This is a genomic window from Chloroflexota bacterium (assembly GCA_016197225.1).
In the GTDB taxonomy this organism is placed as follows: Bacteria; Chloroflexota; Anaerolineae; order Anaerolineales; family VGOW01; genus VGOW01.
The window spans coordinates 1-26,969 of record JACPWC010000085.1; the positions used below are offsets into that span (position 1 = coordinate 1).

General features: G+C 58.0%; 24 protein-coding genes. 5 read left to right on the forward strand and 19 right to left on the reverse strand.

Annotation, left to right across the window (positions count from 1 at the left end; translation table 11 throughout):
- Nucleotides 1–143 precede the first annotated feature (143 nt).
- The 8 genes from HYZ49_15065 to HYZ49_15100 form a co-directional block, all read right to left on the reverse strand.
- The gene (locus tag HYZ49_15065; protein MBI3243602.1) at nucleotides 144–1,247 is read right to left on the reverse strand and encodes a PD40 domain-containing protein; all 1,104 of its coding nucleotides are present in this window, start codon (nucleotides 1,245–1,247) and stop codon (nucleotides 144–146) included.
- Between the two features lie 132 nt (nucleotides 1,248–1,379).
- Nucleotides 1,380–2,573, reverse strand: coding sequence for a TolB family protein (locus tag HYZ49_15070; protein ID MBI3243603.1), 1,194 nt, complete (start codon nucleotides 2,571–2,573; stop codon nucleotides 1,380–1,382).
- Nucleotides 2,574–2,919: 346 nt separating this feature from the next.
- Complete coding sequence (locus HYZ49_15075) at nucleotides 2,920–6,828, reverse strand: DNA-directed RNA polymerase subunit beta (GenBank protein MBI3243604.1); 3,909 nt, start codon at nucleotides 6,826–6,828, stop codon at nucleotides 2,920–2,922.
- 138 nt (nucleotides 6,829–6,966) lie between these two features.
- The gene (menC, locus tag HYZ49_15080; protein ID MBI3243605.1) at nucleotides 6,967–8,154 is read right to left on the reverse strand and encodes an o-succinylbenzoate synthase; all 1,188 of its coding nucleotides are present in this window, start codon (nucleotides 8,152–8,154) and stop codon (nucleotides 6,967–6,969) included.
- A gap of 123 nt (nucleotides 8,155–8,277) precedes the next feature.
- Entirely contained in the window at nucleotides 8,278–9,174 is an 897-nt protein-coding gene (locus tag HYZ49_15085) for a trypsin-like peptidase domain-containing protein (protein MBI3243606.1), read from the reverse strand.
- Nucleotides 9,175–9,312: 138 nt separating this feature from the next.
- The gene (locus HYZ49_15090; GenBank protein ID MBI3243607.1) at nucleotides 9,313–9,939 is read right to left on the reverse strand and encodes a response regulator transcription factor; all 627 of its coding nucleotides are present in this window, start codon (nucleotides 9,937–9,939) and stop codon (nucleotides 9,313–9,315) included.
- A gap of 101 nt (nucleotides 9,940–10,040) precedes the next feature.
- Nucleotides 10,041–10,922: a hypothetical protein gene (locus HYZ49_15095; protein MBI3243608.1), complete on the reverse strand. Its 882-nt coding sequence runs from the start codon at nucleotides 10,920–10,922 to the stop codon at nucleotides 10,041–10,043.
- 220 nt (nucleotides 10,923–11,142) lie between these two features.
- Complete coding sequence (locus HYZ49_15100; protein MBI3243609.1) at nucleotides 11,143–12,075, reverse strand: NAD(P)H-binding protein; 933 nt, start codon at nucleotides 12,073–12,075, stop codon at nucleotides 11,143–11,145.
- A gap of 557 nt (nucleotides 12,076–12,632) precedes the next feature.
- Here HYZ49_15100 and HYZ49_15105 point away from each other — a divergent pair.
- From HYZ49_15105 to HYZ49_15120, 4 genes are all read left to right on the forward strand, one after another.
- The gene (locus HYZ49_15105; protein MBI3243610.1) at nucleotides 12,633–13,604 is read left to right on the forward strand and encodes a M42 family metallopeptidase; all 972 of its coding nucleotides are present in this window, start codon (nucleotides 12,633–12,635) and stop codon (nucleotides 13,602–13,604) included.
- Nucleotides 13,605–13,663: 59 nt separating this feature from the next.
- On the forward strand, nucleotides 13,664–14,383 hold the full coding sequence (locus HYZ49_15110; GenBank protein MBI3243611.1) for an AzlC family ABC transporter permease: 720 nt from the start codon (nucleotides 13,664–13,666) through the stop codon (nucleotides 14,381–14,383).
- 38 nt (nucleotides 14,384–14,421) lie between these two features.
- Nucleotides 14,422–14,748, forward strand: coding sequence for an AzlD domain-containing protein (locus HYZ49_15115; protein ID MBI3243612.1), 327 nt, complete (start codon nucleotides 14,422–14,424; stop codon nucleotides 14,746–14,748).
- 99 nt (nucleotides 14,749–14,847) lie between these two features.
- Nucleotides 14,848–15,258: a DUF1232 domain-containing protein gene (locus tag HYZ49_15120; GenBank protein ID MBI3243613.1), complete on the forward strand. Its 411-nt coding sequence runs from the start codon at nucleotides 14,848–14,850 to the stop codon at nucleotides 15,256–15,258.
- 171 nt (nucleotides 15,259–15,429) lie between these two features.
- On the opposite strand, the gene HYZ49_15125 is transcribed toward HYZ49_15120, so the two are convergent.
- From HYZ49_15125 to HYZ49_15140, 4 genes are all read right to left on the reverse strand, one after another.
- Nucleotides 15,430–15,783, reverse strand: coding sequence for a hypothetical protein (locus HYZ49_15125; protein MBI3243614.1), 354 nt, complete (start codon nucleotides 15,781–15,783; stop codon nucleotides 15,430–15,432).
- An 18-nt stretch (nucleotides 15,784–15,801) separates the two neighbouring features.
- A complete protein-coding gene (locus HYZ49_15130; protein ID MBI3243615.1) occupies nucleotides 15,802–16,638 on the reverse strand; it encodes a lysophospholipase in 837 nt (278 codons plus the stop codon).
- A gap of 115 nt (nucleotides 16,639–16,753) precedes the next feature.
- Nucleotides 16,754–17,719: a hypothetical protein gene (locus HYZ49_15135; protein ID MBI3243616.1), complete on the reverse strand. Its 966-nt coding sequence runs from the start codon at nucleotides 17,717–17,719 to the stop codon at nucleotides 16,754–16,756.
- A gap of 69 nt (nucleotides 17,720–17,788) precedes the next feature.
- Entirely contained in the window at nucleotides 17,789–18,259 is a 471-nt protein-coding gene (locus tag HYZ49_15140) for an META domain-containing protein (protein MBI3243617.1), read from the reverse strand.
- A 103-nt stretch (nucleotides 18,260–18,362) separates the two neighbouring features.
- Between HYZ49_15140 and HYZ49_15145 the strand changes: the two genes are divergently transcribed.
- Nucleotides 18,363–18,962, forward strand: a complete 600-nt coding sequence (locus tag HYZ49_15145; protein MBI3243618.1) for a nucleotidyltransferase domain-containing protein — start codon at nucleotides 18,363–18,365, stop codon at nucleotides 18,960–18,962.
- Nucleotides 18,963–18,968: 6 nt separating this feature from the next.
- Here the strand turns inward: HYZ49_15145 and HYZ49_15150 are convergent, their stop codons facing one another.
- From HYZ49_15150 to HYZ49_15180, 7 genes are all read right to left on the reverse strand, one after another.
- Nucleotides 18,969–20,252: an FAD-binding oxidoreductase gene (locus HYZ49_15150; GenBank protein ID MBI3243619.1), complete on the reverse strand. Its 1,284-nt coding sequence runs from the start codon at nucleotides 20,250–20,252 to the stop codon at nucleotides 18,969–18,971.
- Between the two features lie 89 nt (nucleotides 20,253–20,341).
- Nucleotides 20,342–22,246, reverse strand: a complete 1,905-nt coding sequence (locus HYZ49_15155) for a S9 family peptidase (protein ID MBI3243620.1) — start codon at nucleotides 22,244–22,246, stop codon at nucleotides 20,342–20,344.
- 59 nt (nucleotides 22,247–22,305) lie between these two features.
- A complete protein-coding gene (locus HYZ49_15160; GenBank protein MBI3243621.1) occupies nucleotides 22,306–23,274 on the reverse strand; it encodes a spermidine/putrescine ABC transporter substrate-binding protein in 969 nt (322 codons plus the stop codon).
- A gap of 85 nt (nucleotides 23,275–23,359) precedes the next feature.
- Nucleotides 23,360–24,133, reverse strand: a complete 774-nt coding sequence (locus tag HYZ49_15165; GenBank protein MBI3243622.1) for an ABC transporter permease — start codon at nucleotides 24,131–24,133, stop codon at nucleotides 23,360–23,362.
- A 58-nt stretch (nucleotides 24,134–24,191) separates the two neighbouring features.
- Nucleotides 24,192–24,962, reverse strand: coding sequence for an ABC transporter permease (locus HYZ49_15170; GenBank protein MBI3243623.1), 771 nt, complete (start codon nucleotides 24,960–24,962; stop codon nucleotides 24,192–24,194).
- A 168-nt stretch (nucleotides 24,963–25,130) separates the two neighbouring features.
- Nucleotides 25,131–26,201, reverse strand: coding sequence for an extracellular solute-binding protein (locus tag HYZ49_15175; GenBank protein ID MBI3243624.1), 1,071 nt, complete (start codon nucleotides 26,199–26,201; stop codon nucleotides 25,131–25,133).
- Between the two features lie 79 nt (nucleotides 26,202–26,280).
- The gene (locus HYZ49_15180; GenBank protein ID MBI3243625.1) at nucleotides 26,281–26,838 is read right to left on the reverse strand and encodes a cupin domain-containing protein; all 558 of its coding nucleotides are present in this window, start codon (nucleotides 26,836–26,838) and stop codon (nucleotides 26,281–26,283) included.
- Nucleotides 26,839–26,969 lie beyond the last annotated feature (131 nt).

Here is a 26,969-nt window from a genome sequence, read left to right on the forward strand (position 1 = left end):
GGGAACGTCTCCAAGTATCTCGCGCCTCTGCCATCATTATTGGAAACGATCTTGTCGTGCTTGCGTTTGTCGCCTGCGATCTACACTTCGTTGGCTGATAATTCGGTTTTGACAACTTAAATTTGCTCGAAACGAGAGTCAAGCTATGGCGTTTGACTGCGTATCCAAACTAAGGGGCGTACAGATGCGCCAACATCCATCTTTCCTGAGCCATCAGGATTCATCACCACGCCTAATGAGGTTATATCTGTCTGCGATGGCAATGTTGTAATAGTTACAGACAGCCAAGCAATATGATTGCCAGTTGGAGACCAAAACGGACTAAGATTGTCAGCTTCGGAATCAGGCGTGAGATTGGCCAAACCTTCCCCATTCGCCCCAACTGTAAAAATTTCGTACTTGCTGTTTCGGTTGCTAGAAAAGACTATACGAGAACCATCTGGCGACCAATCTGGATTAACATCTCTGCCGGGGCCGGACACCAACATGCGTGTCTCGCCAGTTTCAATATTAACAATCGCTATATCAGGCTCAACATCGCCTACCATATAGGCTATCCACTGACTATCTGGTGACCAAGCGAAAACGTTATACTCAGTATCAAGTATATCCCACTGACTTCCCCCCAATAAGAGCGCCTGATCAACGAGCACTTTCAGATTAGTGCCATCTGGATGCATGATGCAGAGTTTGCCATGATTATTAGTAGATGGGTCTGGAAATGAGCGTTCGCTCTCAAAGCAGGCGAAAACAATATATTTCCCATCAGGTGACCAGACCGAATATAGATGGTGCATTTGCACATCTCCGTATGAAGTCAAATGCTCAAGTTGGTTTGCATTGTTATCCCAGACAACAATCCGATTATTAGAAAGCACCAATCTGCGACTATCAGGAGACCATGATGCGCCACCGCCAAGTTGGTTCCAAGTATTGGTTACCAGATTTACAGACTTGGTCTGAAGGTCCATAATGTGCATTGCACTGTAATACGTACCTGGTTGATAAAACCCTGTTACCGCTCCAAAGGCCAAGTATCTCCCGTCGGGTGAGGGTCGGATATCGAGCACTGTATCAGCCGGTATCGAGTCGGGCGAAAAGAGTTCAATTTTCTCTTCATTGCTCCCGTCGCTGTTGACAAAAACCGCAGATAACCCTTCGGGATACACTAACCTTTCGGCTGGCGTAGAGGTTGCGGCCAGCGTTGGAATCTCAGTTGGTTCTGACGTGGCTGTTGGTTTTGGCATATCGGTCGGCGCGAGTGTAGCTGTGGGCGGCTCAGTAGTTGGCGTAGGCGCGAGCGTGGCCACACTACTGCCCTGGCAGGCTGTTAGCAGAAAGGCAAGAAGGAGAAGGAGCAATCGTTTGACCATAACTCATCACTTTCCGCTCGTCCACACCGGGCGTGCTCCAGAGAAACCGATTTGTGTTGAAACGGTTCCATCTGTTGTTATTGTTGTGAGCATGTGGACTGATGTTCCTGGATCAAAAGATGTAAAAGCAATATGGTTTCCAGAAGGAGACCAAACTGGGTTGAAATTATCAAATTCAGAATTCGGCGTCAGACTGGTCAGGTTCCTACCATCTAACCCAACAACAAAGACTTCATCTTTGCCGTTTCGATTGCTAGCAAAAGCTATTCGTGTTCCATCTGGTGACCAGTCGGGATTGGTATCCTTTGCCGGGCTGGATGCCAATATTCGTGTTTCTCTCGTTTCGATATTGACGATGGCGATATCAGGCATAGTGTCTCCTGCGAGATAAGCAATCCAGCGACCGTCGGGTGACCAAGAAAAAGCATTGGGAGGCCGCGAGTCTGGCAAATATATGTGCTCAACCAATGTTTGCACTTCTGTGTCATCGGGGCGAATAAGACACAGTTCACCATGACTCTCTCCTAAACTGCTCATTGGGAAAGAGAACTCGCTCTCAAAACATGCAAAAGCTATATACTCTCCGCTCGGCGACCAAACCGGGTATAGAGGATGTTTCCGCGTATCGCCATACGAAGTCAGGTATTCCAGTTGCCCAATATCGTTATCCCAGATCGCGTTACTAAAAAACACCATCTTACGACTATCAGGAGACCATGACGCGCCGCCGCCTAGCTCGTTCCACTCCCCATTTTTTGTCGCCGCAATCGCAGACTTGGTTTGCAAATCCATAATATGCATCGCACTGTAATATGTGCCTGGTTGATAAAACCCTGTTACCGCCCCAAAGGCCAAGTATCTTCCGTCGGGTGAGGGTTGTAAGTTCTGAACGGCTGTGTCGGCAGGCACCGAATCGGGTGAAAGTAACTCAAGCTTTTCTTTATTGCTCCCATCACTATTGACAAAAACTGCGGACAACCCTTCAGGATAGACTAACCTTTCGACTGGCGTAGAGGTTGCGGTCGGCGTCAGAATCTCAGTTGGTTCGGGCGTGGCTGTTGGTTTTGGCGTATTATCGGTCGGCGCGAGTGTAGCTGTGGGCGGCTCAGTAGTTGGCGTAGGCGCGAGCATGGCTACACTACTGCCCTGGCAGGCTGTTAGGAGAAAGACAAGAAGGAGAAGGAGCAATCGTTTGACCATAACTCATCACTTTCCGCTCGTCCAAATCGGATAATGGGCATCCGCGTTTTGCGTCACCTGATGCGCCTGTGAATCCGGCTCATTCGTGGCAACGACCCACACAGCGGCGTTTCAATAACACCGTCCTCAAATTAGCTACATGCACGCGCCATCGTACGACAAAGACGCAGGGCAAGGCAAGCGTTTTTGCTAAATCGTGACATTCGCCTATATTCAGTGACAATGTCACGGTACACTTCGTGACTTAATATGCCTGGCTCGCATAAACATTGGCAAACAAAAAGGCCCTCGAAGTCTCTTACAGAACTTCGAGGGCCTCTGCCCAAACCTCAATTTCACATCACGCTTACTCTTCCATCAGCCCCGTCAACCCCGTCCGGCCCAGCCTCGGCGTGCGCTGTTTCTCCTCGTCCTTGCCGAACCTGATCGGATCGCCGACGTCGGTCACCGCCTCCACCGCCAGGCCCAGGCTCTGCAGTTCCTTCACCAGCACCCGGAACGAGGCCGGGATGCCCGGCTCCTCAATCTCTTCGCCCTTCACAATGGATTCGTAAGTCTTGACGCGCCCTTGCACATCGTCCGACTTCACGGTGAGCATCTCCTGCAAAGTGTAAGCCGCGCCGTAGGCTTCGAGCGCCCACACTTCCATTTCGCCGAAGCGTTGCCCGCCGAACTGGGCCTTGCCGCCCAGCGGCTGTTGGGTCACCAGCGAGTACGGGCCGGTGGAGCGGGCGTGAACCTTGTCTTCGACCAGATGGGCCAGCTTGAGCATGTGGATGATACCGACCGTCACCGGCTGATCAAACTTCTGGCCCGATTTGCCGTCGAAGAGACTCATTTTGCCCAATATCGGAAGCGGCTCTTCGCTTGACTTCATGACCTCTTCGGCCTTGGCCCGCAAAGCCTCGCGGCGAACGCGATGCGTGTCGGCCTTCACATCGTGGTCGGCCAGCCACACCCGCAGGCAGGCGTCAATGACGCCGGCATCGGCCTCGGCCCGGGCCGGGCCTCGCAAATGATTATCGAAGACCAGGATTGCCTCCGGGTCATAACTTTTTTCGCGCAACCACTCGGCCAGCGCCGCCCGGCGGGCGTACACTTCATGCGTCGCCAGCAGTTCGGCTTCATACTTCTTGCCCAGCCAGCTCTCCAGGTACAACCGCCGCGCTTCATCTTCCGACTCGATTGTTTCGGGGTCAATGGCCTGATCAAGCAGCCAATCCCAGGCCACTTCCGTCACGTCCTGCCAGGCCCGGTCAATCAACCAGGCGCGGGCCAGCTCGGCCTCAATCTCAATTTCGTTCGCCCCGTCAAACACCGGCGTCACTGCCCGGAAGCCGAGCCGCTCCGCCGCGTAACCCAAATGGGTCTCAAGAATCTGGCCGATGTTCATACGGCCCGGAACGCCGAGCGGGTTGAGGATGATGTCAACGGGTGTGCCGTCTTCCATGTAGGGCATGTTTTCAACCGGCACGATCTGGGAAACCACGCCTTTGTTCCCGTGGCGTCCGGCCATCTTGTCGCCCTCGGTCAGCTTGCGGCGCTGGGCCACCGACACCAGCACCATCTTCTCCACCCCGGCCGGCAGGTCGCGGTGCTCGTCGCGGGTGAACACCCGCACGTCCACCACCTTGCCCTTCTCGCCGTGCGGCAGGCGCAGTGACGAGTCCTTCACCTCGCGGGCCTTCTCGCCAAAGATCGCCCGCAGCAATTTCTCTTCCGGCGAGAGTTCCTTCTCGCCTTTGGGCGTGATCTTGCCCACCAGAATGTCGTTCGGGCCAACGTCGGCCCCGATGCGGACAATGCCGTGCTCGTCCAAATCCTTCAGCGCGTCCTCGCCCACGTTCGGAATGTCGTAAGTGATTTCCTCCGGGCCGAGCTTGGTGTCGCGGGCCTCTACTTCGTGCTTCTCAATGTGAACCGAAGTGAACAGGTCGTCGCGCACCACCCGCTCCGAGATCAGGATCGCGTCTTCGTAATTGCCGCCTTCCCAGGACATGAAGGCCACCAGCACGTTCTGGCCGAGGGCGATCTCGCCGTTGACGGTTGACGACGAGTCGGCGATGACCTGGCCCTTCTTCACCCGCTGGCCTTTGGTCACCACCGGATGTTGATCAATGCAGGTGCTCTGGTTCGAGCGTTGATACTTGCGCAGGCGGTAGGCCTTCTTCTTACTGCCGGTCTGCACCACCACTTCCTTGCCGGTGACGCTCACCACTTCGCCGTCCTCGTCGGCCTGCACCACCTGCCCCGAGTCCAGGGCCGCGTGGCGCTCCATGCCGGTGGAGACGGTGGCGACTTCGGGCCGCAGGAGGGGCACGGCCTGAGCCTGCATGTTGGAACCCATCAGGGCGCGGTTGGCGTCGTCGTGCTCCAGGAAGGGAATGAGGGCGGCGCTAATGCCCACGATCTGGCACGGGGCAACGTCCATGTAATCAATCTGTTCCGGCGGCGCAAAGATGAACTTGGAATGGGAGCGGCTCGAGGCGCGAGTGCGCACAAACTCGTTGAACTCGTTGAGCGGCGCGTTAGCCTGAGCAATAATGTAGCGGTCTTCCACATCGGCTGACAGATAGAGCACGTCTTCAGACACGTAAGGAACAAGGGCGACATCGGCTTCACCAAGTTTGGCAATTTGCTTTGCCAGGTCCTTGGTGATCTCATCACCCTTTTTCGCGAGCACTTCGCCCGTCTTCGGGTGAGCCACATCCTCGCGCAAGTGCCGCCCGATCAACCGCTTGTCGCTGGCAGGCAAAGCCTTGTAAACCTTGCGGTATGGCGTCTCAATGAAACCAAATGGGTTGACTTTGGCATACGAGGCCAAACGACCGATGAGGCCGATGTTAGGGCCTTCGGGCGTTTCAATCGGGCAGATGCGCCCGTAGTGCGAATGGTGAACGTCGCGCACGTCGAAGCCGGCGCGCTCGCGGCGGAGGCCGCCCGGCCCCAGGGCCGACAAGGTGCGCTTGTGGCGAAGCTCGGCCAGTGGGTTGGTTTGATCCATGAACTGCGACAACTGCGACGAGCCGAAGAACTCGCGGATGGCGGCCACCACCGGGCGAATGTTGATCAACGTCACCGGGGAGGCCGCCCCCTGCTCCCGAATGGACATGCGCTCGCGAATGATGCGCTCGGTGCGGCGCAGGCCGATGCGAAGCTTGGCCTGGATCAGTTCGCCGACCGTTTTCACCCGGCGGTTGCCCAGGTGGTCAATGTCGTCCGGGTTCTCGAGGCCGTTGTTGATCTGGATCATCCGGGTGATCAGGGCGATCAGATCATGTTTGGTGATCGTGCGATGCGCGAGCGGAATGATCTCGGAAAGCTGGAGTTTCTGGTTGAGCTTGTAGCGGCCCACCCGCTCCAGGTCGTAGCGCCGCTGATCGAACAATTGCTGTTCGAGATACTCGCGAGCGTTGTCGAGCGTGGGCGGGTCGCCGGGCCGCATGCGCTTGTAGAACTCGATCATGGCTTCCTGGGCGATGGGCCGCTTCTCTTTCATCTCCCAGGTCGGCTCCTGGCGCAGGGTGGCGGCGATGTACTGGCGATCCGGGTTGGTGTCCACCCCGGCGAACAGGGCCAGGATTTCATCTTCCATGCCTTTCTTGATCGGCGTTTCCACGCCGAGGCCGTCGTCCACCGCCGCCAGGGCGCGGAAGAGCATGGTCACCGGCACGGTGCGCTTGCGGTTGAACTTGACGGTGATATAGTCGCTCTTGCGAGTCTCGAACTCCATCCACGCGCCGCGATCCGGGATGAGTTTGGCCGCGGCCAGCCGCCGGCCAGTAGCTCGATCTTCTTCGGCTTCAAAATAAACGCCCGGCGAGCGGATGAGCTGGGAGACCACGACGCGCTCGGTGCCGTTAATAATGAAGGTGCCGTTCTCGGTCATCAGAGGGAAGTCGCCGAGGAAGATGTCGGACGTGATCGGCTCCGACACTTCCGGCCCGGCCAACAACACCTTGACGTATAGCGGCGCGGCATAAGTCATGTCACGATCCAGGCATTCGTCAGGATCGTACTTGGGATCTTCAAACCAGTATTTCAGCCCCCACTCTTTCGATTCCGGGGCGCGGCTGGGGAAGAACAACTTCATCCCCTTGTTGAATGACTCAACCGGGGTGATCTCGTCGAAGAGCTGGCCCAGCCCTTCGGTCTTGAACCATTCAAACGATTCAAGCTGGACTTCGATAAGAGATGGAAGGTTGTAAGTGTCGGTGATGCGGGCGTAAGAGGTTCGGTCAATCAAAGACGCCATTCGGTACTCTCCTGTGGCCTGGCAAAACAAAAGACGACCTCTTGGTGAAAGAGGTTGGGAGGTCGCTTATGTCGAATGAGTGGATAGCGAAACTGGATTATATGGAAACGACAGGGAAGTGTCAATAAGCAAAATTTTTCAATTCTCTTGCCGCGCTTGAAGTCCCGGAAAGGCCATGCCCCGCTTCTGTGTTTCGCGATAGACTTCCTTCTTTATAGTCAATCGCTCCAACAAGTCTTCGCGAACCATCACCCCCAGGCCGGGGCCGGTCGGCACGCTCAACGTGCCGTCAGCATTGAGGGTGAACTCCGGCTCGACGATGTCCTCTTTCCAGTAGCGGGCCGAGGCTGAGATGTCGCCGGGCAGTTTGAAGTTGGGCAGAGAGGCCAGGGCCACGTTGGCCGCCCGGCCAATGCCCGTCTCCAACATGCCGCCGCACCAAACCGGAATATCATGTTCGGCGCAATAGTCGTGAATGCGAATCGCTTCGCGCAAGCCTCCCACCCGGCCCGGCTTGATGTTGATGATGCGGCACGCGCCAAGTTCGCGCGCCCAGCGCGCGTGGCGGGCGCTGAGAATGCTCTCATCTAAACAGAGCGCCGTCTTCAATTGTTGCTGAAGCTTGGCGTGATCAAAAATATCATCTTCCGAGAGCGGCTGTTCGATGAGCAGGAGATTCAAATCGTCCATGGCTTTGATCGTCTTGGCATCGTCGAGCGTGTAGGCCGAGTTGGCGTCTACCTGCAGAAGAATGTCGGGGAAGGCTTTGCGGACGGCTTTCGCGTCGGCCACGTCGCGGCCCGGCTTGATCTTCATTTTGATCCGGGTGTAGCCGTCAGCCAGGTAAGCCCGGACTCGTTCGACGAGCGCCTCGGCGCTGGGCTGAATACCAACCGACACCCCGACCCGCACCCTGTCTCCGCGCCCGCCCAGCATTTTTTGCAGTGACACGCCTTGCGCCTGCGCCAGCAAATCGTAGAGCGCCGCCTGAATCCCGGCCTTGGCCATCGGGTGGCCGCGCACGCCGTCATATAATTTTTCCAGCGTTTCAACATCGGCGAATTCTTTGCCAAGCACGTTCGGAATAATAAAGTCGTGCAGGATGTGCCACTCGGTCTGGGCCGTTTCGGCAGAATAACCCGGCTCGCGTGAGGCCACCACTTCGCCCCAGCCGGTCAGCCCGCCGCCGCGCAGAGTCACAATGATCCCCTCACGCTCCTTTTCCACGCCAAACGACGTTTCAAACGGCGCGACCAGCGGCATTGAAATGTGGCGAAGTTCGATTTGTTCGACCCGTAGGGAGCTGTGCTCGCGAATGGAAGTCATAGAGTCTCCGAAAATATAAGGTGTCGTGATTTTAGCATAGCGGCGTGATTAAAACGTCAAACGACAGACGAGATACCCTCTCGCGCTTGTCGTTTGACGTTTATCGTTTGACGATGTCAGAGGTTATTTTGACTCAGACGGTCGTTCACCCACCGTGACGGCCACTTCCTTCACCTCGCCGCCACGAATCAACTTGGCCTTGAGCGCCTTGCCCACCGTGCCCGGGCCGAGCGCCGCTTGAAGATCGCGAATATCAACCAGCGCCACCTCGCCCAAACTCACCAGCACATCGCCCTGAAGCAAGCCGGCCTTCGCCGCCGGGCCGTCGGCCTCGGTGCCGATCACCATCAGGCCGGTCTCCTGCTTGAGCTTCTCGGCCAGCGCCGAGTCGAGGCGCACGGGTTGAGTGTGAACGCCCAGGAAGCCGCGCTTGACCTGGCCGTGAGTCTTGAGCGACTCGACCACCGGTTTCACCGCCGCCAGCGGCAGAGCCAGACTCGCATCCCGGCCCAGAGCGCTGCTGTTGAGTCCGGCCACGCGCCCGCTGGCGTCCACCAGCGGCCCGCCGGAGAAGCCGGGATACATCAGCACGTCGGTTTGAATGTAGGCTTCGATATGTCGCCGCCGCCCATGCACCGGGCCGCCAACCGCGCTGACGACGCCTAATGTTGCCATCACCTCGTCGGGCCGACCGACGGCAAAGACCAGGTTGCCCACTTTCACCTTGTCGGCCCACTCGGCTGGCGCGAGTCCGCTTGCGTCTACTTTCAGCAAAGCCAGGTCGCTGGCCGGGTCGCGGCCCAGAATGGTGGCAGTACGAGTCGAGCCGTCGGGCAAAGTGACGTTGATGTTTTCATCGCGTTGAACGATGTGGTCGGCGGTGATGATCTCGCCGTCGGCGCTCCACACGATGCCGGAGGCCGGAACGTGATTGCGAGCGTCAATGGTCACCACCGATTTTGCCGCCTTCTCAATCGCGGCGGCCATTTCATCTGAATATGCTTGAAGTGCGTTTGCCATATTGGTCTCCTAAGTCAAGTTGTCAGGTAGTCTGGTCATCAATAATCGCCGCCTGACACTTTGACACTTTAGCACTCTATATCCTCGCCCGGCCTCCGCCACCCGGCCAAGATTGCCCCGTCCAAATGGGTAGGCCCGTTAGAGTGAAAGCAGGCCCCGCCTCATCGCCACGGCCACTGCTTCGGCGCGCGAGGCGGCTCCCAGCTTGCTCATCGCCGAAGCGAGGTGAAACTTGACGGTGTGATCGCTGATGCCAAGTTTCATGGCAATGGCTTTGTTGGTCTGGCCGAAGGCCACGGCTTGTAAAACTTGCAGTTCGCGGGTGGTGAGCGTCTCGGCGGGTGTATCGTCGCCGCGAAGTTGTTGCAAAAGAGCCGTCGTTGCGGTGGGCGGCAGAACGAGTTCGCCGTCGGCAACCTGGCGAACGGCGGCGGTGAGTTCCTCGGCGTTGACGGTTTTGGGCAGGCAACCTCGCGCCCCGGCTTGCAGGGCGCGCATGGTGCGCGGGTCGGCGGGCGAGTCGCTGAGGGCCAGAACCAACACCCCCGGCAGAGTCCGCCGCAACTGCCACAACGTGTTCAGGGTGTCGTCGGCATCCAAAGCCAAATCATAAATGAGGGCTTGCGGGGCGGTCAGTTCAGCCGAGTCCAACACTTGATCGTTGTCTGCTGCTTCACCGATGATGTAAAAGTCGGGCGAGTTGAGAAGCGCGCGAAGCCCGGCGCGCATGGCCGGGAAGGGTGAGGCAATGAGGAGGCGAAGCATGGGCGAATTGTACGCCGGGAGATGTTGGAGGAACGTTTGCGGCTCGGCCCTCACCCCCAACCCCTCCCCCGTTCGCAAAGAGCGCGAACAAGGGAGGGGAGTCAACTCTCGCCGCTCAAGCGCGCCTCGCCCTGAGAGAGAACGTAGAAGGCGCGCTGGCGGCCATCAATGATTTCGTAAATGAAGTCGGTGACGATGTAACCGGCTTCAAAGGCAGATTCGAAAATTGAGCGCAGGCGAGCCTTCCACTCACGGGCCAGACCGTTGTCGGCGGATTTGACGGCTTGAAAGTTGGCGGGGATTTCGACCAGGCCGAGCGCGCCAAGCGGCTCGGTGATGTTCTCGATCATGACCGGGAGGCCGTCACGGTTGGGGCGAGTGGGATTGACGATGGGCGTCCCGGCAGAGGCAAAGGCTTGATAAGTGAGCCGGGCGCGGTCGCCGCTGAGTCGTTGCTTGACCCGCTGGGAGGTGATCCACCAATTCACTTGAAAGCGATCCGAGGGCAGGCCGATGTTGAGCACGTCGGCCATGTCGCCGTACACTTCGCGTTTGTAGGTCTTGCAGACCGCGCCGAGGCGGGCGATGTTCAAGTTAGCGTTGCGGCTTTCGAGCGGATCAAACGTCCAAGTGATGAGACGGATGCCTTCCTTTAGCACCGCGTCGCGCTGGGCCAGCTTGAGTTTGTAGCCGAGGCCCTGGTCACGATAGCCGGGCAGGATGCCCATCATGTGCGAGCAGTGCTTGAGGCGAGTCATGGCCGGCCGGTGCGCTTCGCCTTCGTCGGCGCCGAGGAAGCCGAAGACAAAGCCGATGAGTTGGTCGCCGTCCCACGCGCCCAGCAACACGCCGCCGTTGTGGGCAACAGTGATGAGCATGTGGAGCGGCACAACTTCCAGATCGTCGCCCTGCCACACCTGCCGCTGAAGCTCTTCGACAGCGCGGCACTCGGCGATGGTTTCGATGAAGCGAATGTTAATCATAGAGCTTGATGATGGACAAACAGGAAATGACGAATGACGAATGATAAATGACGAACGATAAATGATAAATGGCTCTACCGGGTTTGGCGTGAAAAGACATTTTGGACGCAGACGCTTTGCGCGCTGATTTTCGCTGATAAAAAATAAAATCTGCGTTTATCCGCGCGCTTTGCGTCTGCGTCCTATTTCCCGTTCAAGCCGGGAGACCCTGATAAATTTATCATCTTCCCCAAACAAAGCGGCGCATTTCTGCGCCCCAGTTGCGGGCGGCCATGTAGTCAATCGTCTGCTCGAAGCGGGCCGGCTTGAGTCCGAAGTGGCGCGGCACGCTCACCAATTCACAGATGCGGTTGACGGCCAGATAGTCGAGCCAGCGGATGGTGAGCGGCGAGCGCGGTAAAAATGTTTCGAGCAGGCGCGCGCCCCAACGCAAGTAGGGAGCGCCCACCCGCACCAGACTGCGTGACATGCGGGTGGCGCTCATGACGGTTTTGACGATCTGTTCAAAGGAAAGAAATTCGGGGCCGCCGAGCGAGAGAGTCTGGTTGAGGGTGGTCAGGTCGTCGAGGCTCCACTCGATGCAGGTGACCAGGTCTTCGACCCACAGCGGTTGCAGAAGCACCTTGCCATTGGCTGGCATCAGGAAGACGCTGGGCAGGGTCGCCAAAGCCATGGCCAGGCCGTTGATGAAAATGTCTTCTTCGCCATAAAGCAGGGCCGTGCGAATGATAGTGTAGGGAATGCCGCTGGCGCGGATCATCTCCTCGATGCGGCCTTTGACTCGGTGGACTTCGAAGGCCGACGCTTTTTCTGCGCCGAGATGGGAGAGGTAGACGAGCCGGCCCACCCCGGCCTCTTTGGCCGCCTCTAAAACCTTTTGCGTCCCCTCCACATCCACCTTTTCCAGGTTGCCGCGTCCGCCCCACCACTCGGCGCTGGCCAGGTGAATAACGGTGTCCACGCCCACCATCGCCGCCCGCACCCCGCGAAAATCGGAAATGTTGGAGATGGCGATTTGCAGGGGGATGCCTTTGGGCAGGCGCGGGCTGATCTTGGACGGGCGAATGAGGCACCGCACCTCCGCCCCGCCCTCGACCAGACGCGGCAAGAGCGCCCGGCCCACAAACCCTGTGGCCCCCGTTACTAGAATCATTTGAGCGGGGATAATACGCTTTTAGCGGCGGGGGGTCAAGATGGGGAAAAAAGAACACGGCTTGCCCGGGTGAATCTGGGCAAGCCGTGTTTTCGTCATTTATTGCGCCACCTCACCGTGACCGACCCCAATCACGCCTGGGGGATCGATATTATCCTTCGGCAAGCTCAGGACAGGCTCTATATCCGGCTCCGCGGCGGCTGGCTATATCTGTGGCCGTGCTGGACTGGTTCTCGCGCTACGTGGTCAGTTGGGAACTCGATCTATTATTTCTGTCGCTTACGGAAAACTACCTCCCCAAAACTAGGACAGGTGAGATAGAATTCCCCAATTCACATTGGAAGCATTGACTCTGTTCTCACTCGCAAACTCAGTTGACGCAAGAAGAATCAAGAGATCAAACGGCTGACAACTATGAGTTCTGTCACTTAATACTCAGCAACCTGACCCTTATCCTTTCTACAGGAGGCATTGCCTTGTCGCACTCTCTTAACTTTGACCCGAATTACATTGAGAAGCTTCTTATCGGCCTGCTCAACATTCCCAGCCCCACCGGAATGGCCGGGGAAGCCATCGCCTACACTGCCGAAGCCCTCAAAGCGTTTCCGGTTCAGCAGAAAGTGATCAACAAAGGCGCGCTGGTCGCCGCCTGGGCCGGGCACGCCGACTCTGCCCCTCGCGCCCTCACTGCTCACGTGGACACGCTGGGGGCGATGGTCAAAGACATCAAGCCCAACGGGCGACTCAAGCTGACTAAAATTGGCGGCTTCCACTGGAACACGGTGGAAGGAGAAGGGTGCATCGTTTTTTCAAGTGGTGGCCGCCGTTTGCGTGGGTCGCTTTTGCTCTACAAAGCCTCGTCCCACATTCACGGCGGAGAAGTTGGCGACACGAAACGTGACGACGACACGATGGAAGTGCGGCTCGACGAACGCACCGCCAGCGCCGCCGAGACTCGCGCTCTTGGAATCGAAGTGGGCGATTTCGTGGCCTTCGACCCGCGAGTCGAAGTGAGCGAGGCGGGCTTCATCCGCTCGCGCCACCTGGACGATAAAGCCGCCGTCGCTTGCATCCTCGGCGCGATGAAGGCCATCCATGATGCCGGATTGAAACCGGCGCAACGCGCCACGATTCACATCAGCAACTACGAAGAAGTCGGCCACGGGGCCGCCGCCGGTTTCCCGTCAGACCTGGTGGAACTGCTCACCGTTGACATGGCCGCCGTCGGCCTTGGCCAGGCCTCCGACGAATTCAGCGCCTGCATCTGCGTGAAAGACTCCGGCGGGCCGTATCATATTGACATGAACCGCAAACTCGTCCAACTGGCAAAGGCGGCCAACATTCCCTACAAGACTGACATTTATCCCTTCTACGGCTCGGACGGCGAGGCCTACTGGCGGGCCGGCGGCGATGTCAAAGTCGGCCTCGTCGGCCCCGGTGTAGACGCCTCGCACAACTACGAGCGCACCCACAAAGAGTCGCTGTTGAACACGGCGAAGTTGATTGCCGAATACTTGCTGGCTGAATGAAATATTGCGTAGTGCGTAAATTTCGCGTCCGCGCGATACGCAATACGCACTACGCCCTCATGCCCCGTTCAGAATTCCTCTCCGGCTTTCGCGCCCAGCTTCCCATCCTGCTTGGCGTTGCGCCGTTCGGTATGATCTACGGCGTGCTGGCCGTCGGCGCCGGCCTGCCGGTTTCGATGGCTCAAGCCATGTCGTCAATCGTCTTTGCCGGCTCCAGCCAGTTCATCGCCACGACTCTGTTTGCGGCTGGCACACCCTTCCTGGTCATCGTGCTGACCACCTTCGTCGTCAACCTGCGGCACGCGCTGTACTCGGCCTCCATTGCGCCTCACGTTGCCCACCTGCCGGGGCGCTGGAAGTTGCTGATCGCTTATCTGCTGACCGACGAAGCCTATGCGGTTGCCATTGTGCGCTATCGCAACCCGGCTGGAGGCAATGGCGGACACTATTATTATCTTGGCACGGCGCTGGCGCTGTGGGGAACGTGGCAACTCTCAACCGCCGTCGGCGTATTCTTCGGCGCGCAAGTGCCGGAAAGCTGGGGACTCGACTTTACGCTGGCGATCACGTTCATCGCTATCGTCATCCCGGCGCTGGCCGACCGGCCTTCGGTGTTGGCGGCAGTCGTGGCCGCCCTTGTCGCAGTGGCGGCTTATGACTGGCCCTACAAGCTCGGCCTGATGGCCGCCGCGCTGGCGGGCATCCTCACCGGGCTGATCGCCGAACGTCTCGCATCCTTTTCACCGCGAAGACGCCAAGAGCGCGAAGAAACCAAATAAAACTTTGCGCGCTTCGCGGCTTCGCGGTTAATTCTCTGATGACCCCTCTTCAACTCTGGCTGACGATACTTGTAATGGGCCTCGTCACTTTTCTGACGCGGCTGTCGTTCATCCTGGCCTGGGGCCGGATCGAAATGCCGGACTGGGTGCGGCGGGCGTTGCGGTACGTGCCGCCGGCCGTGCTCTCGGCCATCATCCTGCCCGAACTGTTGCGCCCCGGTGGCGAACCGATCAACATCTCGTGGCAGAATGAGCGCCTGCTGGCCGGAATCGTAGCCGCAATTGTGGCCTGGCGCACCCGCAACGCCCTGCTGACGATCCTCGTCGGCCTAGCAGTGTTCTGGGGGTTGAAACTGATTGTATAATCAAGGCACCCGAAAGCTCGCGGCGGATTTCCCGCTTCGCGTCCGCCGCTGGATTGCCAAATCCAGAGGGAGCATAGCTCACAGATATTGAGGTGACCCATGTCCAACGATAAACGCCCGACCCTTTACGATAGCAACATGAACTTCTTTCGCAATCTTATTTTGCAGGCGCGGCTGGTATGGTTGCTCATGCGCGACCCGCGCGTGCCGCTCTGGCTTAAGGCTTTGCCCGTCGGCTCACTGGCTTATCTTGTTATGCCGTTCGATATTGTGACCGATGTGATACCGATCCTGGGGCAACTTGACGACCTGGCCGTGATCTTCATTGGTCTCAGCACCTTCGTCAGCCTATGCCCGCAGAACGCTGTCGAAGAACACATGCGCGCCCTCCGGGGCGAGACCGACGGCTGGAAAGTGGACTCACAGCGAGAGACAAAACCCGCTGACGACGACTCGAACGTCATCGAAGGCACTTACTCCGAGCCGCCGCCCGACGAGCCGAATCCGTAAAACAAAAAGAGACGACCTCACCGGTCGTCTCTACATTTGCGGCGGAAGTTTTGGCAACTGCATAACCCAGATATTTATATTCCCTTGCTATTTAACCACGAAAGGACATAATCGGCCACTTCTTCCCAGCCTTGTTGGCCGATGATGAAGTGGTTGCGCTCTACAAATGCCTTATTGAGTTCGCAAGGCAAACCAGGTCCATCCCGCGCCTGCCAGATCTACCAAACCAAAAACAATCAGCAATGGACTCCCTAGTCTCAGGATGACAATCGTGGTGACACCTGTGAAGAAGATCAGGCGGGCGAAGATCGTTGCGCGGAAGAAGTGACGGTCATCATAGCGCACGCTGTACAGGAAGTACATGCCGAGGATCGCAGTTAGGAGACCCGTCAACCGAATCCACACTTCGGTCGTGGTGGGGAAACCCAACGGTAGCAAAACCATGTTGGGGACGAGGAAAAACGATAAGCCAGCGATGGCAAGATAAATGCCGAAGACCGTAATGGAACGAGCAGGGTTGGACATTGATGCAGCTCCTTGAATTTATAGCCGCGCATCCATCCACACGATGATATCGTTCCAGACTACGGCTTTATTAGTATCAGTCAGGAGTTCATGATAAAAGCCGTCGTACATTTTCAATGTTTTGTCTGTGGAGGAGGCCCGTTTTGCCAATTGCTGACTGCCCTCCGAGTTTGTCCAATGATCCTCCATGCCGTGCATGATCAACACGGGTGCGGAAAATTTTTCCATGTTGGCCTGGGCATTCGCAATGGCCCGCAAGCCTTCCGCACCCGCGTGCGCGGGCAGTCCTTTATGGTCAATGAGCGGGTCTTTTAGTTTTCTCTCTATCACGCTTTTGTCGCGCGAACCGAAGTTGAAATCAGGTTTGTAAGAGGGCAATTTAGGCGCGATGGAGCCGAGAATGGGGACAATCTTTTTGAGCAACGGCGTCACATCATGTCCCTCCTTCAGGCCTGCGCCACTGATGATGACGCCGCGCAGATCATTCTTCGGATTCGCGAGCACGTATGTCGTTGAGATCAATCCGCCCAAACTGTGCCCGAACAAAAAGACGGGCTTGCCGTTGGCGCGCTGTTGTACACGTTTGCGGAATACATCCAGGTCTGAGATATATTCATCGAATGATTTGATGAAATATCGGTCGCCGCCTGAGTTTCCGTGTCCGCGAATGTCGAATGCGTAAACTGCAAAATTGTGTTTGGTTAATTCTTCGGCGAAGGGGGCGTAATAATCGGAATAATCCCACAGCCCATGATGCAAGATGACAGCCGCTTTCGGCGCGCCGTCGGGCAACCAACTTTGCTCTCGCAAACGCAAACCGTCTACGCTTTGAAAATCTCCAGTTTCGTGTTTCATTTCTTTCTACCTCCAAATGGATTTGATATAGGCAAACAAAGAGAATCCTTGCACGCAAAGTACAAATTCATTCTAGCATCCGCGCAAAGGACAAAATGTCCTGCCGAGGAGGTTGTTAGGGCGAGGGGAATGTGTCAGGAACCGGGATTCCGATTTCCCGCAGAATGAAGCGGCTTTCATCGTCGGCAGGCAGGAACGCCACGATTTGCGGGAAGTCGAATTGGAAGTAGCCGACAGAGATCAACAGCGGGCGTAAGCGGGCGCGTTTTGGCTGAGGCCGTGCGGAGGACACGGCAACCTCGACAATCGCGGAGATGGGTTGAGTCTGGGCGCTGGGATCGGATTCAAAAGCCGCATCCACTCGGACCGTGCGCCAGTGATTTTCAAACTCAGGCAAATCCATGAGTTGGTTGATTAGATCCTGATACCACGGCTCAAACTGGCAGAGCAGGTTTGCCATTTTGAATCCGTAAATGGTTTGGCGCGCCATGCGGGTCCACGACTCGCGGCTTTGGATGAGATGCGGTTGAAGCGGAAGGGCAGGGTCGAACAAGAGATGCAGGATGTTTAGTTGAGGCGGAGGAATGGCAGTGACATCTTCGTGCGTAACACCGTTGAGAGTAAGCGTATGCTGATTGATGTAATGAATATGCCAGTCGCGGTTAATGATGATGGCGGGCAGGGGCAGGTTTTGGACGACACCTATGGCGGCTTCCAAGGCTTCCTCAAGTTTTGTGCCTGTAAGATAAGGTGTGATTGGCGTTGCACGGGCGGCAAGTAATAAACGGTTACGCTCTTCGAGCGAGCAATTCAGGTAATCGGCGATGTCCATTACGATTTCGCGGCGCGGGGGACGCGTGACGCGTCCCTGGCGCATGGGCTTGTAACTGCCATAGACCATGTCCTCGAATTCGGTGCGTGTCCAGGTACGCGGCCCCCAATCATCCTGCCGCCAGGATGGGCGAGGGTGATCGGATTGCGCCGCCTCACGCCGGCGGCGCTCCAAAAGTTCTTCGACCACGGCCACAAAATCGCGGCAGGCGGGATGCACGGTTTGGCGGGTTCTGGAAGTTGCTGTCATAGGTGGGCCTTGACTCGTGAAGCTGTTGCTTCAGTGTTCGCTTTCAAACACAAGCCTGGCTTCACCAGTCTAGTCAAAGATTTCGAGATGACCGTTTATGATCCGATAAGTTGCCGCCTGTTGTAGCGCCTCGATATAGGCGGTCTCCTGCTCCATTATCCCTTCGGGTTCAAGACATGCCATTAATGTGAACGCAGTCTGGGTAATCGTAAGCCTGCCGTCAGTCGTGGCTAAATACGGGCCGCTATCAGGGCCGCCGCCGTAGGTATTACAGCCCGCCGATCCCGTTAGAATCCCTTCCTCAAACGCAAGTGTTATCGTCGTTCCTTCCATTGGCGTCTGTCCGTCCAATGAAACCAGCCTCCAGCGAGTGCCTGCCAGCGGGTTGACGTTGAGCTTTGTGGAAGTATCTGTTGGGGCTGGGGTTGTCGAAGTTGCAGGAGTTCCCGTGCAGGCTGTCAGCAACATCATGATGAATGCAACGCCAACAATCCATCGTCGTTTGGGGCAATATGCTGACCCACGCGTCAGGATCATCATCCCACCCAATCCAAAAACCTATACCACGCGCCGGCGAAGGGCAGTCCAGCGAACGAAGTATACAGCGGCTTGCCCGCCTGCGCCCGCACAGTATAATTCGTCCATGCCAACAAAACGCTCCCGGGTCAAAGAAGTCCAGGCGCCTTATCGGGCCAGGCGCGCGCCCAAAAAGCCTGCGGCTGAGGCGGTGAGGGTGAAATGGGCCGATATTGAAAGCGCAACCACGCCCATCGTCCTCGAACGAAACGGCGAGAAGCTGGCCGTGGTGTTGAAGTACGACGAGTACCAGCGGTGGGAGTCGGCCCGCCTTGAGCAGGCGACGGTCCCCATGTCGGCCATCCAGGAAATCGTTGACCGGATCGCCGAAAAGTTCAACCCGGACAAAATCATCCTTTTCGGGTCGTACGCTTACGGCGCTCCCCGGCGCGGCAGTGACGTGGATTTGCTGGTGGTGATGGAGACCGACAAAAACGTGATTGAGGCGGCGATAGATATTCTGAACGAGCTACCCTTGAGGTCGTTTGGTCTCGATGTGCTGGTGCAGACCCCGGCAGACACCGAGCATCGAATCGCCATCGGCGACTCTTTCATCAAAGAGGTTGTGACGAAAGGCCGGATACTCTATGAAAGAAACGACCGCCTGGTAGCCGACGCCACCCGCGTCCGCGCCTTCATTCGGGGCAAGCTGGGTCTGCCCGACTGACTCCCCTCAACTCACCCAATCCAAAAACCTATACCACGCCCCGGCGAAGGGCAGGAACCAGGGCCGGCCATCGTACAGGCCGAGCGGCGCGCCGGGGAAGGGCAGTTCGGCGAAAGGGTTGTCCACATTGTCGCCGCAAATCGTCTCGGCCATCTTCGTGCCCAGGTAAGTCGCCATCGCCACCCCGTGCCCGGCGTAGCCAAGCGCATAAAACACACCGTCTAGCTTTCCGGCGTGCGGCATCATATCAAAGGCAAAGTCGAGCGTGCCGCCCCACACATATTCCACTTTAGCTTCGCGCAACTGCGGATACACGTCGGACATGCCGCGCCGCAAAATTTCGGCGCTCTCGCGCACAGTGCTGGTCGACTCTGGGAAGAAGGCCGCTCGCCCGCCGAACAGCATCCGCTTGTCGGGCGTGAGGCGATAGTAGTAGAGAAAGTTTTTCGAGTCGAAGATCATCCGGTTGCGCGGGCTGACGCTGCGCGCTAATTCCTCAGAGAGCGGTTCGGTGACGATGATGTAGGAGCCGATGGGGATGATTTTCTTTTGCAGGGATGGCGTGGCCGGGCCGGTGTAGCCGCTGGTGGCGACAAAAACATTTTTTGCGCTCAGGGTTCCCCGACTCGTGTTCAGCCGGAACGCGGCTCCGTCCCGTTCCACTCTTTCGACTCGCGCCTGGTCATGGAGAGTCGCTCCCGCTTTTTTAGCAGAGGCGGCTAACCCGGCCACGTAACGGGCCGGGTTCAGGCCGGCGCTCACTTCATCCACCAGCCCGCCGTGATAAATGTCCGCCCCGATCTCGCTTTGCAGTTCGTTCTTTTCAATCAGCCGCACTTGATGATTAAATTCCTTCGCCATCACTTCGGCGGAGTGAATAAAATCGGCAAAGTGGGCCGGCTTGCAGGCCACTTCGAGATGGCCGGAGCGCGCGAAGTTGCAGTCAATCGCTTCCTCTTTGACGATTTGCTCGACGCAGTCAATGGAGGCAACCGAGGCGGCAAACATGCGGCGGGTGAGGTCGCGTCCGTATTTGGCGAACGATGCACTCGCGCCAACTTTGAGGCCGGTGAGGGTCATGCCGGCGTTGCGCGAGCTTGCGCCCCAGCCAATCGTCTCGGCTTCGAGCACGGCCACCGTTGCGCCACGCTTGGCTAACATTCGGGCAGCGGCCAGCCCGGTGAACCCACTGCCGATCACGGCCACATCCACTTGGCCGGCGGGAAGGGCCGGGTCGGCGGGGGGAAAGTTGGCGGTGTCCCACCAGAAGGGAAGTTCTTTGAGAGGCATGTTGGGCAGTGAACAGTGGTTAGTGAACAGTGAACAGTTGTTGCCGCTCACTGTTCACTGTTCACTGTTGACTGTTCACTAGTAATAGTTCACGGTTTGAGATACTTCCTGAAGAAGTCGGTGATGCCGTTGTAGCACCGCACGCGATTATCGTATTTGAGCACGTCGTGGCCTTCGTCTTCGAACATCAGGTATTCGACGGTCTTGCCTTTGGCTTGCAGTTGTTCTACCACGTCCCGCGACTCGCGCTCGACGACGCGCGGATCGTTCTTGCCTTGAATGACCAGCAGCGGGCAGGCGATGTTTTCGATGTGGGTGCGCGGCGAGCGCTCCACCAGATGATCGCGGTCTTTCTCCGGGTGGCCAATGGCAATGTGAAAGTACGGCTTCCACGTTTCGGGCAGGCGATCTACGAAGGTGAAGAGGTCGTAGGGGCCAAACATATCCACGGCGGCTGACCACAGTTCGGGGTGGCGGGCGGCGAGAGTGAGAGTCATGTAGCCGCCGTAAGACCGGCCAACTACTGCGGCGCGTTTCACGTCAACGCGCTTGTCGTTCGGTAGAATCTTTGTCATCGCATGAACGTGATCAAGCCGATCCTGCCCGCCCCAATCATGGTCAACGTGCTTGGTGTAGCTCAGGCCGTAGCCGGTGCTGCCGCGCGCGTTGGGGACGAAGACGGCGAAACCGTTCAGGGTGAGAAACTGGATGAGCGGCATGGAGAACCAGGCAAAGTCCGGGCGCTCCTGACTCTGCGGGCCGCCGTGAACGTAGTAGACGAGCGGGCGTTGCCCCTCGAACTTGAGCGCGGGCGCGGGCAAGTAGAGGCGGGCCGAGACGCGCAGGCTGTCATGTGAAGTGAACGAGGCGTCTTCGCCGGGCGCGAGCCACTCGGCGGAGATGCCTAGCACGCGCTCGCGGGTGTGCAAAGTGACCGCGCCGTTTTTGACGGTGTAAATCTGAGTGGGTGAGGTGGCGGTTGAATATGAGATCGCGTAAGCGCCGCCGGCTTCTTCGTAGTCGGCATGCTCCAGCACGCCGTTGGCAATCGCGCCTTCGCCGCAGATGACGGACTCAAGTTTCATCTCCAGCTTCACCTCGTCAAATACGCCTTCGTACAACCACGAACAGCCGTCAATATTGTATTCGACGTTGTAGCGACTGCCGTTGAGATGGTGGCAGTCTGTCAACTCGCCCAGGCCGCTGTGGCGGATGCCGGAGATGGCGACCGGCTTAACTTCTTTCGGGTCGTCAAGGTCGAGATAGCCCAAACTGTAGTTGTCGCTGAAGAGTGAGGTGGTGAGAAGCAGGCCGCGATCCCCGTTGACGAAATAAGCGCGGCCAAACGAGGTGAGCGGGACAGTCTGGCCCTCGGCTCGCTGTTCGAGCGGCGTGCCGTATAACAACTTCATCTCGCCGCTCTCCTTCGTCCAGCGATAGAGGACGACGTCGCCGATGGTGTAGCCGTCGCCAAGAATGGCTTGCGTGTGGTCGCCGTTGTAGCCGGAGACGAACGCCCCCCACTTGCTCTGACCAAGCTTTAGCACATCGCCGGTTTCGAGATTCGCCTGATGCGCTTCAATCATGGCCTCACTGCGCGATTCGGCGTTGAGATAGATGATGTTGCGATCCGGATCACAGTGCAGGCAGTGAACACGATAATTGTTGAAGCGATCTCCGAAGGCCGGTTCGGGGTAGCCGCCACTCAAGGGGATGACCATCGGCTGATAATTCTCGTCGCCGTCGCGATCGAGCATCAGCAAAATCTTGCCCAACCTGGCGAAGACGAAGAAGGTGTGGCCGTTCATCAGATGCGGGTTCTGCACGGCGATGTCGGGCGGCAGGAGCGGTTCGGGCGTCGAGCCGCCTTCACGGGCGTCCATGACGTACAAACTCAGCCTGCCGCTGAGGTTGCTGAGGAAATAGAGGCGGTCGCCCACTCGTTGAGGGGCGATAAACAACCGGGCCGAGAGAAGCGATTCGATGCGGAGCATGAAATTATCCTTTCGAGATGTGGGTGGCAAATCTTGTTTGTTTTACCACAAATCCGGGCTTAGCTCCGCACTTCTTTCCACAACAATTCGCGTCGCTGATTGCCGCCGTCATCCAGCGGCATGCCCGATTCCAACTTCTGCAAAACTTCGGCGGGCGGGTAGATGGACGGATTGTTGCGCGCGGCCTCGTCGAGCATCAGGAGTGTGGCGCTGTTGCCGGTGGCATAGCCGGTGTAACGGGCCTCTTGCGCGGCCACGTCGGGGCGCAAAACGAAGTTGAGGAAAGCGTGAGCGGTTTCAGGGTGAGAGGCGTTGGCGGCAATGGCCCAATCGTCTTCCCAAATTTGCGAGCCTTCGGAGGGCACGACGTAATGCACCGGCACGCCCTGTGCGTTGAGAGCCGCCGCGTCGCCGTTCCAGCCCAGCGCGAGGCAGGCAACGCCTGAGGCAAGCAGTGGCCGGTAATTGGTGTCGAAGGCGAGCAAGTGTTGCTTGAGTTTGAGCAGGTCGGCCCGCGCTTGCGCCAGAGCTTCGGCGCCGGTCGCATTGTACGAGTGGCCGCGCATCTTGAGCGCCGCGCCGATCACTTCGCCCGGCGAGTCGAGCACCGTCACTCGCCCTGAATACTTCTCCGCTAAACTCCAGAAGTCGGCCCACGACTGCGGCGACTCAGAAACCACGTCAGAGCGATACATGAAGCCGGTTGTGCCCCAGTCTTTGACGATGCTCACCCGGCAATCGGGGTCGTGGGCGCGCCCGGCGCGGAAGCGTGGTTCGAGATAAGGCAAGTTGGGAAGTTGCGAGTGTTCGAGCGCCATCAAGCGGCCTTCGGCGTTCAGCTCGCGCACGGCGTAATCGGGCGGAACCAGCACGTCGGGCGCGGGGCCTGCCCTCATCCGTTCTACAAGTTCCACTGCGCTCGGCACGATTTCCAATATCGCTCTAACTCCAAACTCTTTCTCAAACTGCGCAAGCGTTTTGGGGTTGATGTAGTCGGGCCAGATGAGGAGGGCAAGTTGAGTTTCCATATTTTTGAACCGCAAAGCCGCCAAGATCGCAAAGGAGGACTCCCTTGTCTTTCTTTGCGCCCTTTGCGCCTTTGCGGTGAGATTCTTATTCTGCCCGCCTGATCCTTTCAGCCACAAACACCAGCGTCAGCGTGCCGATCATCAACAGCACGGCCAGGGCGATCATGATCGGCAGACGGTTGGCAAAGCGCAGTTGGCTGAAGAGATAGACGGGGAAAGTCGGCTCGGTTCCGGCAAGGAAGAGCGCGAGCGCAAATTCGTCAAATGAGACGGTGAAGGCGGTGAGCCACGCGGAAACCATCGCCGGGGCGATGATGGGCAGCACAACGCGGCGCAGAGTCGTCGGGTAGTCCGCTCCCAAATCCATCGCCGCCTCTTCTAAATTGGCGTCGAACCCGGCCAGCCGGGCGACGATGATGAGCAGAGTGTAGGGCAGGGCGACGACGGTGTGGGCGACGCCAACCGTCCACAGCGAGCGATCAATGTGTAAGGCGCTGAACAGCAACAACAGGGCCACGCCCATCACGACGAGCGGCACGATGAGGGGCAGGACGGCCAGGCCGATGAGCAGACCTTTGAAACGAAACTGGTAACGGGTGGCGAGCAGGGCGACCATGACGCCCAACATGGTGGCGGCTGAACTGCTCCCGGCGGCCACTATCAGGCTGTTGCGGGCCGAGCGCAAGACAGCATCCGATTGAAGCAGTTTTTGATACCAGTCGAGGGTGAGTCCTCTGAGCGGGAACGAGAGGGTGGTGTTGGCGTTGATCGAGAACAAGAACAGGATGGCAATGGGCAGGTAGAGCAGGGTGATAAGGCCCCAGTAGTAGCCGGTGATGACAGGTGAGCGGGTTTTCATTGAACCAGTTGTAGAGGCAGGCCTTGTACCTGCCCTGGGCGGCCACAAGGGGCCGCCCCTACTCAATCAACTTTCGCAAATCCACAAGGCGCAAGGCGATGGCGACCATGACCAGGGTGCTGACGAGCATGATCATCGAGAGGGCCGAGCCGAGCGGCCAGTTGGCGGCTTTGGTGAAGAAGTCCTGGATGATGTTGCCGTACATGAAGCCCTGACTGCCGCCCACGAGCAGGGGCGTGACGTACTCGCCGACGGTTGGGATGAAGACCATGAAGAACGCCGCCAGCACGCCCGGCAGACTGAGAGGCAACGTTACTCGCCAGAATTGCCAGAACGGCCTCGCTCCCAAATCGGCGGCGGCTTCGAAGAGTGAAAGGTCAATGCGCTGAAGCGCGGCCAGGATGGGCAGGGCCGCGAACGGTATCCAAACGTAGATCAAGGTGATGACGACGGCAAAACGGTTGTAGAGCAGAATGGTGAGCGGCTCGGCGATGAGGCCGGTGTAAGTGAGAAAGGAGTTGACGACGCCGTTCGAGCCGAGCATGATCTTTAGGGCCATGACGCGCAGGAGGTAGCTGGTCCAGAACGGGACGAGCAGAAGCACCAGATAGAATCCGGCCCTGCGTCCGGCGCGGAAGGCGAGAAAGTAGGCGATGGGATAAGCCAGGGTCGTCGCCATGATCGCGATTGCCAGCGCCATGAGAGCCGAGATCCGCAGTAGCCCCCAGTAAGCGCCGCTAGTAAACAGATCGAAGTATTGCTTGAAAGTCGGCGTCCAAAGCCGCAGTAAGTCGCCGCCCGACTCGGCGCGGGTGCTGAAGGCGGCCATGAGCGCCAGCGGGACGACGAAGAACGCGCCCAGCCAGAGCAGTGGCGGCAGGTAGAGCGCCCAAAAGGTGGCGCGGCGGTCGAGCATGGCAGTTGGCCCCCACCCTAGCCCTCCCCGTTTGCAAAGAGGGCAAACAGGGGAGGGGACTCCCTTCGGGCGGGGATGGGGTCAGGGTGCGGCCTTCACTTCCGCCCACATCGCCGTCCAGGCGTCGCGCTGTTCGGCGGTGAGGTTAGGGGTGAAGTTGGTCTTGTCGAGGATGGCCGGGTCGCCGATCGAGAACGCCTGCTTGAGCGTCTCGTCGGTGATGCCGTTCATCACGTCTTGATTCGAATGACCGTAGTAAAACAGGTTGACGACGTTGTTGCCGGTTAGCGTCGCCAGTTTGTCGTCCAAAAACTTCAGCGCCAGGTCTATGTTGGCTGTGCCTTTGCGGATGCCGTACACGCCCACCCACGAGTTGCGGCCCTCTTTGGGATTGGCGTAAGCAACCGGCACACCCTGGCCGAGCAAGGTGGCATACGCGCCCTGCCAGGCGTAGGCCACCCACACATCGCCGTTAGCCATCCCATCCACCAGCTCCGGCTCGCCGGCCCAGTAAAACAGATTCGAGTCGCGTTGCTGTGTCCATTCCTCTTTGATTAAGGCAAGCTGTGAAGGCGTGATGTTGGTTTCATCGTAGCCGTGAATGTAGGATGAGATGGTGACTGCGCCGGGGCCGTCATCCCACATGGAAATGTGGCCTTCAAATTTTGGATCCAGCAGGGCCGACCACGAGTTGATGCCTTCGGGAATTTTGTCGGTGCGATAGAGGATGGAGGTGAAGCCCCAATCCCAGGGCAAAAAATATTGTTTGCCGTTGATCTGGCCGATCTTCTTGAAGCTGTCCGGCACTTTGCTCCAGTTGGAAAGTTTGGAGGTGTCTATCTCTTCGACCAGGCCCTCGTCCACGTAGAACTGCAACCAGCCCGTGTAAGGGTGGAAGACATCAGCCTGATCTCCGGCCTTCATCTTGGTGTAAATGTCGGCGTCCGAAGCGCCGATCTCAAAGTTGACGGTGACTTTGGGGTAGGTGGTCTGGAAGTCCACCCAAAAGTCGGGGGCGTCGTATCCGGCCCAATCGAGGACGGTCAGAGAGCCGGTGAGTTGATCGGGCGGGAGTTCGGTGGCGGCTCCCCCGCCGCAGGCGGCCAGCAGTAAGCTGGCAACGATCATAGTAGCAAACAGTTGGCGTTTCATAGCATCTCCCTCTTTTTGAGATTGAGAATAGTTGCTGATAACGGCGATTTGACGTTTGTCGTTCCCCTGCTCACCTCCTTCAATAGCCTGGCGGCGTCACCACCCACAGGGCCTCGCATTCTTCGTCGCCCATGTTGCGCCAGGTATGCGGCAGGTGGCTGTCGAAGGTGACGGCGTCGCCGGCGTTCAGGATGTAGACCTCGCCGTTCACCGACACTTCCAAACTGCCGCGCAGCACAATGCCGCATTCTTCGTCGCTGTCGTGCGAGTAGGGCGTGTCGCCGCTGGTCGCGCCAGGTTTGAGGCGATAGTAGAGCACCTGAAGCTTTTTGGAGCGCACCGGCGTGAGCAGATATTCTTCTTCGTTTCGATTGGGGTAAATGAGTCGTGGGCGTTCGCCCGCCCGGACGACGCGGCCCGTGTTGCCCTGGCCCTCAAAGAAGCCGCCGATCTGGATGCCGAGCGCCCGCGAAATTTTTTGCAGCGAATTGACAGAGGGCGAAAGCAGATCGCGCTCAAGCTGGCTGATGAAACTGATGCTCAGCCCGGAGAGTTTGGCAACTTGCTGAATGGTGAGGCCCCGGCGCTTGCGGGCGCGGCGGATGCTGGCCCCAAGCGTATTTTCACTGTCCGGCATATTTTCTCCGAAATTTGGCTTAACTTGGACGATGTGCAATTGATTATATACTGAAAAAAATTTCAGTCTACGGCCAGTTTATAAATTGGGCCTTCTCGAAGCGAAAAAACCGGGCGATAATCCCGCCCTGT